The sequence below is a fragment of the Psychrobacter sp. genome (genome assembly GCF_036731945.1).
In the GTDB taxonomy this organism is placed as follows: Bacteria; Pseudomonadota; Gammaproteobacteria; order Pseudomonadales; family Moraxellaceae; genus Psychrobacter.
The window spans coordinates 25,530-41,732 of sequence record NZ_DAINDI010000024.1 but is presented as its reverse complement, the minus strand read 5'-3'; the positions used below and the strand labels follow the sequence as shown (position 1 = coordinate 41,732).

13 protein-coding genes and 1 pseudogene are annotated in these 16,203 nt (G+C 46.5%); all 14 read left to right on the top strand.

What is annotated here, in order from left to right:
* Positions 1 to 261, top strand: a 261-nt coding sequence (locus V7D75_RS06815) for a hypothetical protein (RefSeq protein ID WP_333613946.1), incomplete at its 5' end; no start/stop codon positions are given.
* 525 nt (positions 262 to 786) lie between these two features.
* Positions 787 to 1,398 (top strand): NADH-quinone oxidoreductase subunit A, encoded by a 612-nt coding sequence (gene ndhC, locus V7D75_RS06810; RefSeq protein ID WP_333613945.1) that lies wholly within the window; start codon positions 787 to 789, stop codon positions 1,396 to 1,398.
* Between the two features lie 124 nt (positions 1,399 to 1,522).
* Positions 1,523 to 2,191, top strand: coding sequence for a NuoB/complex I 20 kDa subunit family protein (locus V7D75_RS06805; protein WP_068406534.1), 669 nt, complete (start codon positions 1,523 to 1,525; stop codon positions 2,189 to 2,191).
* Positions 2,192 to 2,333: 142 nt separating this feature from the next.
* Positions 2,334 to 4,100 (top strand): NADH-quinone oxidoreductase subunit C/D, encoded by a 1,767-nt coding sequence (gene nuoC / locus V7D75_RS06800; protein WP_333613949.1) that lies wholly within the window; start codon positions 2,334 to 2,336, stop codon positions 4,098 to 4,100.
* 130 nt (positions 4,101 to 4,230) lie between these two features.
* The gene (gene nuoE / locus V7D75_RS06795; RefSeq protein WP_068406529.1) at positions 4,231 to 4,740 is read left to right on the top strand and encodes an NADH-quinone oxidoreductase subunit NuoE; all 510 of its coding nucleotides are present in this window, start codon (positions 4,231 to 4,233) and stop codon (positions 4,738 to 4,740) included.
* Positions 4,737 to 6,161 carry an NADH-quinone oxidoreductase subunit NuoF gene (gene nuoF, locus V7D75_RS06790; RefSeq protein ID WP_333613944.1) on the top strand — a complete coding sequence of 475 codons (1,425 nt, stop codon included), beginning with the start codon at positions 4,737 to 4,739 and terminating at the stop codon, positions 6,159 to 6,161. Before nuoE ends, nuoF begins: the two co-directional genes overlap by 4 nt.
* A 10-nt stretch (positions 6,162 to 6,171) precedes the next feature.
* Positions 6,172 to 9,288 (top strand): NADH-quinone oxidoreductase subunit NuoG, encoded by a 3,117-nt coding sequence (gene nuoG, locus V7D75_RS06785; RefSeq protein WP_333613943.1) that lies wholly within the window; start codon positions 6,172 to 6,174, stop codon positions 9,286 to 9,288.
* A 49-nt stretch (positions 9,289 to 9,337) separates the two neighbouring features.
* A complete protein-coding gene (nuoH, locus tag V7D75_RS06780) occupies positions 9,338 to 10,333 on the top strand; it encodes an NADH-quinone oxidoreductase subunit NuoH (RefSeq protein WP_102077419.1) in 996 nt (331 codons plus the stop codon).
* Between the two features lie 55 nt (positions 10,334 to 10,388).
* Entirely contained in the window at positions 10,389 to 10,937 is a 549-nt protein-coding gene (nuoI, locus tag V7D75_RS06775) for an NADH-quinone oxidoreductase subunit NuoI (RefSeq protein ID WP_068406521.1), read from the top strand.
* Positions 10,934 to 11,701, top strand: coding sequence for an NADH-quinone oxidoreductase subunit J (nuoJ, locus tag V7D75_RS06770; RefSeq protein ID WP_333613942.1), 768 nt, complete (start codon positions 10,934 to 10,936; stop codon positions 11,699 to 11,701). The genes nuoI and nuoJ overlap by 4 nt, the downstream gene beginning before the upstream one ends.
* Positions 11,702 to 11,799: 98 nt before the next feature.
* The gene (gene nuoK, locus V7D75_RS06765; RefSeq protein ID WP_045445153.1) at positions 11,800 to 12,108 is read left to right on the top strand and encodes an NADH-quinone oxidoreductase subunit NuoK; all 309 of its coding nucleotides are present in this window, start codon (positions 11,800 to 11,802) and stop codon (positions 12,106 to 12,108) included.
* A gap of 4 nt (positions 12,109 to 12,112) precedes the next feature.
* Positions 12,113 to 13,987, top strand: coding sequence for an NADH-quinone oxidoreductase subunit L (gene nuoL / locus V7D75_RS06760; RefSeq protein WP_333613941.1), 1,875 nt, complete (start codon positions 12,113 to 12,115; stop codon positions 13,985 to 13,987).
* Between the two features lies 1 nt (position 13,988).
* On the top strand, positions 13,989 to 15,617 hold the full coding sequence (gene nuoM / locus V7D75_RS06755) for an NADH-quinone oxidoreductase subunit M (protein ID WP_333613940.1): 1,629 nt from the start codon (positions 13,989 to 13,991) through the stop codon (positions 15,615 to 15,617).
* 3 nt (positions 15,618 to 15,620) lie between these two features.
* Positions 15,621 to 16,203, top strand: a pseudogene (locus tag V7D75_RS06750) (proton-conducting transporter transmembrane domain-containing protein); the annotation flags it as partial.

Below are 16,203 nucleotides of genomic sequence, written 5' to 3'. Positions count from 1 at the left end.
AATAATAAAAATCATAACGTCAATAAGGATGGTATTTTTAATAAAGACGATATTTTCGGTAAAGTGCAAGCAATAATAAAGGGTAACAAAATGTGTGTTCGAATAACGCCAAAGCGACAAAATAAAGTGGGCTATTATAAAGCAAAAACCCTGTCTTTGGGTGAGGAGTTGGCAGCGGGTTTTAAGTTAAAAAAGTGTTTGCTTTGCGCAGCTTACACTATATATAGCAGCGTCCACATAAAAATTCAGATTCACACGTAATATAAGGTAACGTCTATAACATAGTTTATGGTAAAAAAAACATATTTTTTTTGCAGATAAAATGACCATTCAATGCAGTTAAAAACTAGCTTTTGATTGCCGATATGCGTATAGTACGTAAATAATTTATGCCAGTTGTCACGTCATTGTTGACCACGTGTATGAGCTATTAAATCAATTAAGTACGCCAATAAATACGATATTGATTTAATACGTTGATCTTACGTTGTTAAAAGATGCGTTGGGCGACCAGCCTTTTATCCGCGTGCATGCCGGAATATCTATAGTTGGTCATGTCTGACATCGTCGTCAATAAGCTTGATAATTGGTTATTACCAGCACAGTAGCTATAATAGTCATGGGTTTATCACAGTCCTTGAGTTGTTTAAATATATTTGCTCAAAAATGAGTCAATGACAGCTACTTTGTGTTTTCGTCTGCGTTACGCTTATCGCCATTACCACCATCATTTGTGAGTATTCGCGGTGCGCTTGACACTCGATTGGGTGAGGAGCACGTATTATCATGTCTGCTTTTAATTGGTCAGCAATTGCTTTTATTTTAGCCGCCATTGGGCTAGTTGTCTTTATGCTGGTCGTTCCGCGCTTGCTTGGCGGTCGCTCTCAGGGCACACAAAAAGAAGAGATATTTGAAGCGGGTGTTGTCGGAGCTGGCAATGCCCGCATTCGTTTGTCTGCAAAATTCTATTTGGTGGCGATTTTCTTTGTCATTTTCGATTTAGAAGCGCTGTATTTATACGCTTATGCCGTGTCAGTGCGTGAGACAGGCTGGCTTGGTTATGCGGCCGCAGCGACCTTTATCGTCGATCTATTGATTGGTTTGGTATATGCCTTGAGCTTGGGCGCCTTAAACTGGGCACCAGCGGATAAACGTCGTAAACAAGCGCGTCTATATGCGGCGCCAGACGGTTTTAATTTGGCCGACATTACCCAGTTTGATGGCGTTGATGAGCTGATGGTTGACCCAACAGGTAAGATACCAGCGCAGTCTTCAGGACAAATTAATGTCTCAAACAATATCGAGACCAATCGTCGCCACTTGCAAAATATCGATCATATTAATACCACGGGTAATGTGACGTCAGTGGATTTTGCCACTGCTGCACAACAAGACTAGCTTTAAGTTTATTACTTTTAGCGCTCTGGTTTACCCCTAAATGGTCATTTATTAATAATAGAAGTTATGGCGCTAGTGATAATAAATACTTGTCACGCAGCGCTTAAAATAAAGGTTGTATGTTATGAAATACACATTAACAAAAGCCAACCCTGATGCAGATATCTATCCTGCACAGACCAGTCAAACGGTCAATGACCCTATCGAAGAAGAAGTCAATAAAAACGTCTTTATGGGTCGTCTCGAAGACCTTGTCCATTCAACAGCAAACTGGGGGCGCAAGCACTCACTGTGGCCATTTAACTTTGGTACCTCTTGCTGTTATGTCGAATATGCCACCACCTTAACCGCCGTACACGATTTATCACGTTTCGGTGCCGAAGTCATTCGCGCCTCGCCCCGTCAGGCAGACGTAATGATTGTTGCTGGTACTTGCTTTGTGAAAATGGCACCGGTTATTCAGCGCCTTTATGAGCAAATGCTGGAGCCAAAATGGGTCATCTCGATGGGCGCGTGTGCCAACTCGGGCGGTATGTATGACATCTATTCAGTGGTGCAGGGCGTCGATAAAATCATTCCTGTCGATGTCTATGTGCCAGGTTGCCCACCGCGTCCAGAAGCCTTGATTCAAGGTTTGATGCTACTGCAAGAGTCGATTACCAAAGAGCGTCGTCCGCTGGGTATTCATGTTAATGAGCAGGGCATTTATCAGCCGCAAATGACGCCTGAGCGTGACCGTAAACAAGCGGACCGTATCGCGGTGAAAAACTTGCGTAGCCCAGACAGTATTTAGTTTATTAGCTCAGTGGTTCATAATTCTTAGAAGTGCGCGTACGCTTATCACAGCTCGGTTATGATTGACATAGCTGGGTTATGATTAATGAAGGAAGACATCATTCATGGTCACGGTAGTTGAAAACACAGATCCTAATAACATGGATCCTAACAACAGGAATAAGATCAAACCTGTCCCAGCAGTTATCAAAGAGCTGGAAGAAAAATATGCTGGTAAGTTTGTCGTACAGCACACGGTGGATGAGATTCCAACGGTGTGGGTGGCGCGTGCCGACTTATTAGACGTCCTATTATACCTGCGTAAATTGCCAAAACCTTATGTCATGCTCTTTGACTTATCCGCGATAGATGAGCGCTTGCGTCAACATCGTCAAGGTTTGCCGGACAGTGATTTTACGGTGTTTTACCATTTGATGTCGCTTGAGCGTAATAGCGATGTGCGTATCAAAGTCGCGCTCAGTGAAGACGACCTCAACGTACCGAGCGCGACCAAGATTTGGCCAAATGCCAACTGGTATGAGCGCGAAGTGTGGGACATGTTCGGTATTGTCTTTAGCGGCCATCCGCATTTAACGCGTATCTTATTGCCTAAATATTGGGAAGGTCATCCACTGCGTAAAGAATATCATGCGCGCGCGACAGAATTTACCCCGTATTTCTTAAATAACGCCAAGCAACAATACGAGCAAGAAAACCTGCGCTTTGTCCCTGAAGAATGGGGCATGAAACGCTCGGGCCGTGATGAAGACTTTATGTTCTTGAATATCGGTCCTAACCATCCATCGGCTCACGGTGCGTTCCGTTTGGTCTTGCAACTCGATGGTGAAGAAGTTGTCGATTGTATCCCTGATATTGGTTATCACCATCGCGGCGCCGAAAAAATGGCTGAGCGTCAAACATGGCATTCTTATATTCCTTATACTGACCGTATTGATTATCTCGGCGGTGTAATGAATGAGCTACCGTATATCATGTCGGTTGAAAAGCTTGCCGGTATTACGGTGCCGCCGCGCGCTGAAACCATCCGCGTGATGATGAGCGAGTTTTTCCGTATTACCAATAATCTGCTATTTGTCGGTACCTTTATTCAGGATGCGGGCGGTATGACGCCAGTCTTCTATATGTTTACCGATCGCCAAAAAGCTTATGACGTCATCGAAGCGGTGACTGGCTACCGTATGCACCCAGCGTGGTTCCGTATCGGTGGTACAGCGCATGATTTACCGCGCGGGTGGCAGCGTTTGGTGCGTGAGTTCCTAGAGTGGATGCCAAAACGTTTAGATGAATACGTCAAAGCGGCATTGCAAAACAGTGTGCTAAAAGGTCGTACCCAAGGCGTTGCCCAGTACAATACCAAGCAAGCGTTGGCATGGGGTGTGACTGGCGCAGGTTTACGTGCGACAGGTTTAGATTTTGATTTGCGTAAAGCGCGTCCGTATATGGGCTACGAGAATTACGACTTTGAGATTCCAGTTGGTTATAACGGCGATGCTTATGATCGCTGTATGGTAAAAATCGAAGAGATGCGCCAGTCGCTACGTATCATCCGTCAATGCATGGATAATATGCCGCAAGGTCCTTATAAGGCGGATCATCCATTGGCCGTACCGCCGCCGAAAGACCGTACCTTAAACGATATCGAGACTTTGATTAATCACTTTATCTCGGTTTCTTGGGGTCCTGTGATGCCAGCGGGTGAGTGCACCACGATTGTAGAAGCCACCAAAGGCTTAAACAGTTATTACATCACCTCAGATAAAGCGACGATGAGCTATCGTACCCGTATCCGTACGCCGACATTTGCGCACCTGCAGCAGATGCCATCGGTGATTAATGGCTCGTTGGTCTCTGATGCCATTATGTATTTGGCATCGATTGATATCGTCATGGCCGATTGTGACCGTTAAGTGCTAGATGTTAAACATTAAAAGTAAGAAACGTTTTATTAATATGTTATCGCCAGACTGGCACACCAAAACGCTGTTGCTGCGCCAAGCGCTATATAGACAGTGGGCTGAGTGAGGAAAGAAGAAGATTATGAGAATTGTTTCCGATAAAATGCCAAAAGTAGATGTGGCAAGTATCTTAACCGCAGAAGAGATTGCGGCTATCCATGAGTTTATGCACCATTATCCCCATCCGCGAGCAGCGTCTTTAGATGCCCTAAAAATCGTGCAAAAGCGCAACGGTTGGGTCGATGATGCGCAAGTGAATGCCATCGCCAATATTCTAAATATCCCTGTGACCGACATGGATGGGGTGGCAACTTTCTTTAACCGTATTTATCGTCAGCCGGTCGGTCGCAATGTCATTCTTATTTGTGATTCGGTCGCTTGTTATTTAACGGGCTACGAAGCGCTGGCGGCTGAATTAAAAGCGCAGCTGGGCATCGACTATGGTCAAACCACCGCTGACAACCGCTTTACGCTATTGCCGATTTGCTGTTTGGGCAACTGTGACAAAGGTCCTTCTGTGTTAATCAATGAAGACACCTATGGTCCTGTGCAGCCCACTGAAGTCGCCCAATTGTTGGAGCTATACGCATGAGTTTAACCATTTCAGAGCAGATTGCTCGTCGCGGTCAAGGCAAAGCGCCAAGCCAATTAAATGACCAGCGCATTCCTGTTTATGGCGATAAAGCGACCGCTACCAGTGAAACCAAACCGCTAACCTGGCGCCTTGCCCATCACGATGCGGTATTGGACTTAGCTACTTATGAATCGCTACGCGGTTTTGAAGCCTTAAAACTGGCTTTAAACCAATCACCAGACGATACTTTGAATACTATTAAAGAAGCAGTGGTCAAAGGTCGCGGCGGTGCAGGTTTCCCAGCTGGTATTAAATGGTCGCTGATGGCGCCACCCGATGGCGGTCCACGCTACCTAGTCTGTAATGCTGATGAGATGGAACCAGGTACTTTTAAAGACCGTTTGCTCATGGAGCGTCTACCGCTACAACTTATCGAAGGTATGCTGATTTCTGCCTACGCGATTGGCGCAACGGCAGGTTATATCTTTATTCGCGGTGAATATATCTTAGCAGCAGAGCGTTTAACGGCGGCGCTAGAAGAATTACGTGCCAATAACTTGGTTGGCGATAATATCTTAGGCTCAGACTTTAGCTTTGATTTGCACGTCCATACCGGCGCTGGTCGTTATATTTGCGGCGAAGAAACCGCTTTGATTAACTGCCTAGAAGGTCGCCGTGCCAATCCTCGTACCAAACCGCCATTTCCACAAGTGGCAGGTGCATGGGGTCGTCCGACTGTGGTCAATAACGTTGAAACTTTGCATAATGTTTCAGCGATTATTTTGCATGGTAGTAAATGGTATCAAGACTTATCAAAAGCCAAAGGCGTGGTCGAAACTCCGGGTACTAAGCTATTTGGTTGTTCAGGTTTGGTTAATGACCCAGGACTATGGGAACTACCCTTCGGTTATACGGCGCGCGAAATTATCGAAGATTTTGCTGGCGGTATGCAAGAAGGTAAAAAGCTTAAAGCATGGTTGCCGGGCGGCGCATCAACCGACTTTTTAACCGCTGAGCATTTAGATACCGTTGTCGATTTTGACACCATTCAAAAAGCTGGTAGCCGTATGGGTACGGGGCTAATTATGGTCGTCGATGAAGAACAAGACATGGTGCCATTACTACGCAACCTTGAAATTTTCTTCCAGCGTGAATCGTGCGGTTGGTGTACACCATGCCGTGATGGTCTACCGTGGGGCGTTAAATTGCTCACCGCTATTAACGACGGTCAAGGTCAAATCGGTGACGTTGAGAAATTAGAAGGCTTAACCCGTGACTTGTGGATCGGTAAAACCTTCTGCGCCCATGCGCCGGGTGCGATGGAGCCACTGATGAGTGCAATTAAATATTTCCGTCCTGAGTTTGATCAAAAAATTGCGCAGGCGGTTGGCGAAGATGTCATTGAGGCTGCAGCTCATCAACAGCCAGAAGTGAAATAAGGAGAGCGGCATGGCAGTCATACATATTGATGGAACCACTGTCGAAGTAGATAGCAGCGACAACTTGCTTCAAGCATGTTTGTCACTTGGCATTGATGTGCCGTATTTTTGTTATCACCCAGCCCTTGGCTCAGCAGGTGCTTGTCGTCAGTGCGCGGTTAAGCAATATCAAAATAAAGAAGATATGGAAGCGGGTCGCGGGCGCTTGGTGATGTCCTGTATGGTCGCCCCTAGCGATGATATGTACATTTCAGTCACCGACGATGAAGCCAAAGCCTTTCGTAAGTCGATGGTTGAGCTATTGATGGTCAACCACCCACATGATTGTCCAACTTGTGAAGAAGGCGGACATTGTCATCTGCAAGACATGACCTATATGTCAGGTCATAGCCGTCGTCGCTATCGTTTTACCAAGCGCACCCATCACAATCAAGAGCTTGGACCATTTATCGCTCATGAAATGAACCGCTGTATCGCTTGTTATCGCTGCGTACGTTTTTATAAAGACTACGCGGGCGGCGAAGATTTGGGCGTCTATGGCTCAAACGAGCGCGTTTATTTTGGTCGTGATAAAGATGGTCAGTTCGAAAGCGAGTTTTCAGGTAACTTAACCGAAGTCTGCCCAACGGGTGTATTTACCGATAAAACTCACTCTGAGCGCTATAACCGTAAATGGGACATGCAATACGCGCCAAGTATTTGTCATGGCTGCTCAGCGGGCTGTAACATCTCAGCGGGCGAGCGTTATGGCGAATTGCGCCGTATCGAAAACCGTTATAACGGTGAAGTAAACCGTTACTTCTTATGTGACCGTGGTCGCTTTGGTTACGGCTATGTCAATCGCGAAGACCGCCCAACCCAAGCGCTTGAGCGTATCAATGACAAGCATGTCAAAATCAATATCGACTATGCGCTTGATGAAACTATCAAACGTATCAAAGACAAAAAAGTTATCGGTATTGGCTCACCACGTGCGAGCCTTGAGACCAATTTTGCGCTAAAAAATATGGTTGGCTTTGATAGCTTTTCAACCGGTTTAAACCATCAGCAACAAGCACTGGTCAATAAATGTATTGAAGTATTAAGCACTGAGGGTATTTATAACCCCGGTATGGCTGATATCGAAAGCCATGACGCGGTATTGGTATTGGGTGAAGATATTACTCAAACCTCATCGCGTGTGGCGCTATCGATTCGTCAAGCGGCGAAAAACGAAGCCATCAAAATGGCAGCAGCGACCAAAACCCAATCTTGGCTGGCTGAGCCCGTCAAACGTATTGGACAAGGCGTGCAAAGTCCGGTCTATATTATCGATGTCATTCAAACCAAGCTAGAAGATATCAGTAAAGTTAGCGTCGTTGCAACACCTGAAGATATTACCAAACTTGGTTTTAAAGTGGCTGACGCAATTGCCAATCTTGTAGATGATTTAGCCCAAATAGCAGACGCGCAACGTGCCCAACAAGATGCTGATGAAGCGTCTGACCCAATGCAAGCGCTAGCCCAGCAAATCGCTTATGACTTAATTCAAGCTGATAAGCCGTTGGTGGTCTCGGGTACTAGCTTATCATCGATTGCTTTGATAGAAGCAGCAGCGCAAATCACTCAGGCACTGACCCAGAAACGTGCGGCGATTAAAGCCGCTGAGCAGCAGCAGGTCGAAGCGCATAATGCTAAGGTTCGTAATGAACAGCTTCGTGATGAGCAGGTCGAAGCTGCTGAAGCACAAGCAGCAACGGCGCAGCAAAGCGAAGACAAAGACTTATCTGCTAAACCAAATAAACCAGAGACTGGCGTTGATACCGAAGCGCAAGACGATGTCGAGCGCGAGCCTGCAACCAAGCTTGAGCTCAAAGAGGTTAATAAAAACTATCACGCGCAAGCGGGTATTTATTTGGCGGTTCCCGATGCCAATAGTATTGGCGTTTGTATGCTTGGTGGTCAATCGGTCGAAGAGTTATTAGCGACCGATTTTGATGTGGTCATCGTGGCCGAAAACCAATTAACCGATGCCATTGATGCGCATAAGTTAACCCAGCTATTGATGGATAAAACCGTTATTGCCCTTGACCATCAATTGCTTGATTGGCATAAAGACGTCGATATCGTCTTGCCAGCCGCGAGTTTTGCAGAAGCAGATGGTACGCTTATCTCTGCTGAAGGTCGTGCACAGCGCTTCTTCCAAGTTTATGATAACGAATACTATCATCCAATGAGCAGTATCAAAGAAGGCTGGCGCTGGTTGCATGCAGTCCATAGCAGCTTGGAAGGTCGTGATGTCGATTGGACGCTGCTTGATGACGTTATCAATGCTCTAATCGCTACCCATCCTAAGCTTGCGGGTATTAAAGACGCCGCTCCTGACGCTGATTACCGCATGACTGGTCTAAAAATTGCCCGTCAGCCGCGTCGCTACTCAGGTCGTACCTCGATGCGTGCGCCCGTATCTGTGCATGAGCCGATGCAACCAAAAGATTTGGATACTGGCTTAACCTTCTCAATGGAAGGTTATAGCGGTAAGCAGACGCCAAGCTCGATGATTCCTTTTGCCAGTGCGGCCGGTTGGAACTCACCGCAAGCGTGGAATAAATACCAAGACAAAGTTGGTGGTAGCCTGAGAAATGGCGATCCGGGCGTCCGTTTATTTGATCGCTTAGAGCGTCTTGCCACGCGTCAATATGTCGCGCCAGAAGCTACCTCGGCAACGACGACAGATATGCAGCAAGGACAAGCCAAACTGGTACCGGTTTATAATCTGTATGCCAGCTCGATGATGGCATCACGTAGCACAGTGGTTGCTGAGCAATTGCCGCTCGCTACATGGCGCGTCGGTATCGATGATGCCAAAGCATGGGGTCTTGCAGCGGGTGATTATCTAGCGATTGAGATTGATAAACAGCAAATCACCTTGCCCATTGAGCTCGTTGATTACTTAGCAGAAGGCTGTATCGGCTATCCGGTTGGGCAAGTGAGTATTATCCATCCGTCCATGCCAGCGTCAGTACGCAAAGTCGATGCGCCAGTGACGATGATGGGTAGTATGGCCACTGATAATGCTGTCGCAGCCAATAACAATAATCGCGCTACGCCAGTAAATAGCGCGCCGACCACCACACAGGAGGTGTAATTTGCAAGTTACCCGTATTATCCCTGATGTGCCAAGCTTTTTGGCTGGTATGATGACCTTTGATACCTGGTCGATACTTTTTATGGTCGTGCAGGCGCTGGTTATCTTTTTAGTGGTGGTTATCGTAGCGGCGTTGATGATTGTTTATGAGCGCCGCATGCTCGCGCTTTGGCAAGACCGTTACGGTCCGAACCGTGTGGGTCCGTTTGGCTCATTGCAACTGGTTGCTGATATGCTCAAAATCTTCTTTAAAGAAGATTGGACGCCAAACTTTACCGATAAGTTTATGTTTACCTTGGCGCCAGCGGTTGCCATGTTTACTGCGTTGGCATCCTTTGCCATTATTCCTGTCTCGCCAACCCTCGGGGTAGCTGATTGGGATATCGGTATTTTGTTTTTCTTTGCCATGGCAGGTATCGCAGTTTATGCAGTGATGTTCGGTGGTTGGGCGTCTGCCAATAAGTTCTCACTACTCGGTGGTTTACGTTCAGCGGCGCAAACTATCAGTTATGAAGTTTTCTTAGGCTTATCATTGATGGGTGTGGTTGCGCTAACGGGCTCATTTAACCTACGTGAAATCGTTGAATCGCAAATTGACGGCTGGTATATCATTCCGCAATTTTTTGGCTTTTTAACCTTTGTGGTCGCTGGCGTTGCCGTTACCCATAGACATCCATTTGACCAACCAGAAGCCGAGCAAGAGCTTGCTGAAGGTTATCATGTTGAATATTCTGGCATGAAGTTTGGTATGTTTTTTATTGGCGAGTATGTCAACGTCGTACTAATTTCTGCCTTGATGACCTGTTTGTTTTTTGGCGGTTGGCTTGCGCCGTTTAATTTAGATATTCCTTTTATTCCACCAGCTTTTTGGTTCATGATTAAAACGCTATTCTTTATGACCATGTTTATTTTGGCTCGAGGCTCACTCATGCGTCCGCGCTATGATCAGGTGATGAACTTTGGCTGGAAAATCTGCCTGCCGGTAACTTTGATTAATCTATTGGTGACTGCCGCAGTGATTTTGATTTTTTCCCCAACGTTATAGTCATTACTAGCCATTACTGATGAACTAGGGTAAAGCTGATAAGGATAATAATCCCATGTTTACTACGATAAAAAAGACCGTCATTGGTATGTTTACCATTGTCCGCAGTATGTGGATGGTCAATAGTCATGCAATCAGGCCGCGCGACACCATTCTTTATCCAGAAGAGCCGGTGCCAGTACCGCCACGCTTTCGTGGCCGTATTGTGTTGACGCGTGACCCTGATGGTGATGAGCGCTGCGTGGCTTGTAACTTATGTGCCGTAGCCTGTCCAGTTGCCTGTATCTCTTTGCAAAAAGCAGAGCGTGAAGATGGTCGCTGGTATCCAGAATTTTTCCGCATTAACTTTTCACGTTGTATCTTTTGCGGTTTGTGTGAAGAAGCCTGTCCGACGACGGCGATTCAGATGACGCCTGATTTTGAGATGGGCGAATATGTCCGTCAAGACTTGGTTTATGAAAAAGAGCATTTGCTGATTTCTGGACCGGGTAAATATCCCGATTATAACTATTATCGCGTGACGGGTATGGCGGTAGCAGATAAACCAAAAGGCGCGGCGCAAAATGAAGCGGCACCGATTGATCTAAGGAGCTTGCTACCATGATGAATATTTTAAATAGTCCTGAATTGGCAGGGTTTTATGCGCTGGCAGCGGTGGCAATATTTGCCAGCTTGCGCGTGGTGACCCTTGCCAATCCAGTGCATGCTATTTTATCGATGATTGTGTCGTTATTGGCCATCTCAGGTATTTTCTTTGTCTTAGGTGCGCCGTTTGCTGGTGCGCTTGAAATTGTTGTTTATGCCGGTGCCATTATGGTGCTGTTTGTGTTCGTTATTATGATGCTAAACCTTGGCATGAGTAATGATGAGCGTGAAGAGCGCTGGCTTGACGCTGGTACTTGGGCGGTACCGACGGGGCTTACGATTATCATCGCGGTTGTGCTGTATGCGATGATTGGTCTTAATCATACCGATACGGCAATGATTGGTGGGACGACTATCTCAGCCAAAGCCGTCGGTACAGTGCTATTTACCAAATATATTATGTTGGTCGAAGTGGCGGCATTACTATTATTAGCTGCGTTGGTGGCTGCTTATCATTTGGGTAAAGAGTCTATCGATGATGAGATTATCGGTCACGGCGCTCAAGGCTATGATCAAGGACACCATAACAAAGCAAGCCAAGCATCCAATCCAAATGTCGCTAGTATCAAACATTACGATGAAAATGGTATGCCTATCGATACTGATGCGCTAAAAAAGGCTGAACCATACGAATATAAAGAGGTTGACCCGCTTGACTATGTCGGTATGAATGTCGGTAAGCAGGCGGATATACAAAAAGTCACGCGCAAGGAGTCAGACTGATGGTACTAGCAGCGAGCGTGGCACAGGAGGTTGCAAATGTGCCGTTTGCCCACGAGGTCGCAGGCTTTGTGCAGCCTGTTACTGAGGCGCAAAATGTACTGGGTATGATACCCATGAGCCATGGATTGATTTTGGCCGGTATTTTATTTGCAATTGGTCTGTGCGGTGTCATGGTACGGCGTAATTTCTTATTTATGCTAATGAGCCTTGAGATCATGATGAATGCGACGGCTTTGGCATTTGTGGTCGCCGGTAGCCGCTGGGTCGATCCAGATGGACAGATTATGTTTATCTTTATTTTGACACTAGCAGCAGCAGAGGCGGCCATTGGTTTGGCAATATTATTGCGGTTTTACCATCAGCGTGGGCATCTCGATGTCGATAGCGCCAATGAGATGAAAGGATGATGTCATGAGTTTATTACCATTAACCTTTATATTCCCGCTCGTTGGCTTTTTGATTTTAGCCTTTATGCGCGACAAATTAAGTGAGCAGGTAGCAGCGATTGTCGGTGTCGGTAGCATGCTGCTATCAGCGCTATGCACGCTGATGGTCAGCTACACCTTTTTAACAACCAACCCTGCCGGTACAGTCATCGAGATTCCGCTATGGACGTGGTTCCAAGTTGGGGATTTTGCGCCAAGTTTTGGCTTGAGCTTTGATGGCTTGGCATTAACGATGACGGGTGTAATTACCGGTATCGGATTTTTGATTCATCTGTTTGCCGCTTGGTATATGAAAGGTGAAACAGGCTTTGCGCGCTTTTTCAGCTATATGAACTTATTCGTCGCTAGCATGTTATTGCTGGTATTGGCCGATAACTTGTTCTTACTTTATCTTGGCTGGGAAGGCGTCGGTATCTGCTCGTACCTCTTGATTGGTTTTTATTATCAAGACCGTGCCAATGGTCGGGCAGCGATGAAAGCCTTTACCGTCACCCGCGTTGGTGATGTGTTTTTGGCCTTTGGTTTGTTTTTATTATTCCGCGAATTTGGCACCCTGCATATTCAAGAGATTATTACCCGCGCGCCAGAAATCTTTGATATCAATAATCCAACGATGATTTTGACCACTATTATGCTCGTTGGTGGCGCGATGGGTAAATCAGCGCAGCTGCCACTACATACGTGGCTTGCTGATGCGATGGCAGGTCCGACGCCAGTTTCAGCATTGATTCACGCTGCGACCATGGTTACCGCAGGTGTATATCTGATCGCACGTCTGCATCCTTTATTTCTCCTTACCCCAGGCGTACTCTTGTACTGGGTTGGGGCAGTGGGTGCATTGACGCTCGTTGTTGCTGGATTTTGTGCGCTGGCACAAACCGATATTAAACGTATTCTCGCTTATTCGACCATGAGCCAAATTGGCTATATGTTCTTGGCACTCGGCGTAGGTGCATGGCAAGGGGCTATCTTCCACTTGATGACGCATGCTTTCTTTAAAGCCTTGCTATTCTTATCATCGGGTGCGGTCATTCTTGCGGTTCATCATGAGCAAAATATCTTTAAGATGGGTGGTTTACGCAAAAAGATACCGCTAGTATTTTGGTGCTATATCGTCGGTGGCGGTGCGCTAGCAGCGATACCTTGGGTTACCGTTGGTTTCTATTCTAAAGAAGCAATTCTGTGGGAAAGTTACGCAACCGGTCATCAAGTTCTATTTTATATGGGTGTATTCGGTGCCTTCTTAACTGCGCTTTATACCTTCCGTATGATTTGGATTATCTTTTTCGGTGAAGAAAAAACCCCTGCGCATAAATTATCTGGGGTGTCCTATTGGCTACCTTTGACGGTGCTATTGGTATTATCAACCGCCGTTGGTGCGTGGATTACGCCGCCATTACAAGGCGTGTTACCAGAAAGCGTTGGACACTTATTAGAAGTAGCGGGTCAAGCGCATGACAAACATACGGCGGAATATATCGCTATGGGTGCGATGCTTGCAGGCTTAATTCTCGCAGCACTGTTATATGTCGTTGATAAAGGTCGCATGCTGACCCGCTTTAAGCAGACCTCTATAGGCGCAGCGTTATATCATTGGTGCTATCACGGTATGGGCTTTGATGCGCTATACGATATAGTTTTTGTAAAACCCTTTTTGTTCATCGGCCGCTTATTTAAAGCCGACCCTATCGATAAAACGTGGCTTATTTTACCGAAGCTGGCTTCCGCTGGTAACAAGGTATTGTCTGCGACGCAAACAGGGTCACTTCGAGGTTACGCTGCAAGCTTTGGCTTGGGTGTGGCTGTGCTGTTGGTGCTGGTAATGATGACGGTGGTATAAGATGATAGAGTTACAACAAACGTGGATGCTACCAGCATTAATCGCAATTCCTTTTATCGCAGGGTTGCTATGTTGGTTGGTCGAGCGCTTTAATAAACGTCTGCCGCGCTGGATTGCTCTAATCGGTATGACGTTAACCTTTGCCTTGTCACTGGTATTGTGGCAATACGGCGATTATAGCGGCATGAGTAAGCAGGTGATTGCGCCTCAGGCAAACGTGCCATGGGTTGCAGAATTCATGGTGCCATGGATACCAAGCTTTGGTATCAGCTTTCATTTAGCGCTAGATGGCTTATCGCTGCTGATGGTTGGTTTAACAGGTCTGCTCGGTATTGCGGCCGTTGCCTGTTCGTGGAACGAGATTCAACGCCGCGTTGGTTTCTTCCATCTTAACCTTTTATGGAGCTTGGGCGGCGTCATTGGCGTTTTCTTGGCCATTGACCTGTTCTTATTCTTCTTCTTTTGGGAGATGATGCTGGTTCCGATTTACTTCTTGATCGCTATTTGGGGTCATGATGTGGTTGGCGGCAAGACCAAAGAATACGCGGCAACCAAGTTCTTTATTTATACCCAAGCCTCTGGTCTTATCATGCTGGTCGGTATTTTGATATTGGTCATTATCAGCTATGCGCAAAAAGGCGTGGTGAGCTTTAATTATAATGACTTACTCGGCACCTCACTTGGTGGCTGGGAATATCCGATCATGCTGTGCTTCTTTATTGGCTTTGCCGTTAAATTGCCGATTTTCCCTTTTCATGGCTGGCTACCTGACGCCCATGCGCAGGCGCCAACCGCAGGTTCGGTGGATTTGGCAGGGGTTTTGATTAAGACTGCTGCTTACGGTTTGATTCGTTTTGTCATACCGTTATTCCCAGCAGCGTCACAAGATTTTGCGCCGATTGCGATGACCTTGGGTACCATAGGTATCTTTTACGGGGCATGGCTGGCCTTTATGCAAACTGATATGAAGCGCTTACTGGCTTATACCAGTATCTCGCATATGGGTTTTGTGGTCTTAGCCATTTACGCGGGTACTTTAATTAGCTTACAAGGTTTGATGATTCAAATGCTGGCGCACGGTTTAAGTTCGGCGGCACTGTTTATTATGGCAGGGCAGTTATACGAGCGCTTGCATACGCGCGATTTGACCTTGATGGGCGGTATGTGGGGTCAGTTCCGTTATTATGCACCGATTCTAATGTTCTTTTGTGCCGCTTTACTTGGTATTCCGGGTACCGGTAACTTCATCGGCGAGTTTATGATTTTATTTGGCGCCTTTGCTGATTATCCCGTGTTTGTGGTATTTGCGACATTTAGCTTGGTATTGGCAGGTTTATACTCGCTTATCTTGATTCACCGTGCCATGTTCGGTAGCAATAATATTAAAGAAGTGGCGTTACGAGAGACCGAAACCCATGGTTTGCCTTCACGTCCATTAAAAGATTTGGGTAAGCGCGAGCTGTCGTTGCTACTTATGTTGGCAGCAGGTTTGGTCTGGCTCGGTCTGTATCCACAGCCGTTCCTTGACACTTCAAGTCACGCCATGCAGTGGATCAATAACGCATATATGTACAGTCAAGTGACACAAGTAGACGCATCGCAGCTGCTTGATGCAATGGAGGCACGTTAAGTCATGAATGAATTTACGATGAATGATTTGATGGGGCTGATGCCTTATGCGCCAATCATTGCGGTAGTATTGACTGTATTGGTAGTGATGATTGCCATTACCATTAAACGCTCACATATGGTGATCGGTACCATTTCGGTGGTTGGTTTAAACATAGGGCTGTTTGCCTTGCTTGGGCAAATGGCTGGCATCATCGATAGCGGTACGCTTGTGCCAAGCGCTGAGCAGTTATTTGTGATTGATAACTTTGCCCAGTTTAATATGGTGGTTATCTTAATCTGTGCTTTGGCCTGTTTTACGCTGTCTTATGCCTATCTAGCCGATTTAGACGATCATAAAGAAGAGCTGTATTTGCTCATGTTGCTATCGACTGTTGGTGCGCTACTGATGGTCAGCGCCCAGCATTTAGCCTCATTCTTTATGAGCCTTGAGATGCTATCGATTCCGTTATACGGCATGCTGGCTTATACCTATATGCGTAAGCGCTCGCTTGAGTCGGGGCTAAAGTATTTGGTGCTCTCAGCCACGGCATCGGCAACGCTGCTGATGGGGATGGCGTTTATTTATGCAGAAGTGGGTTCGCTTG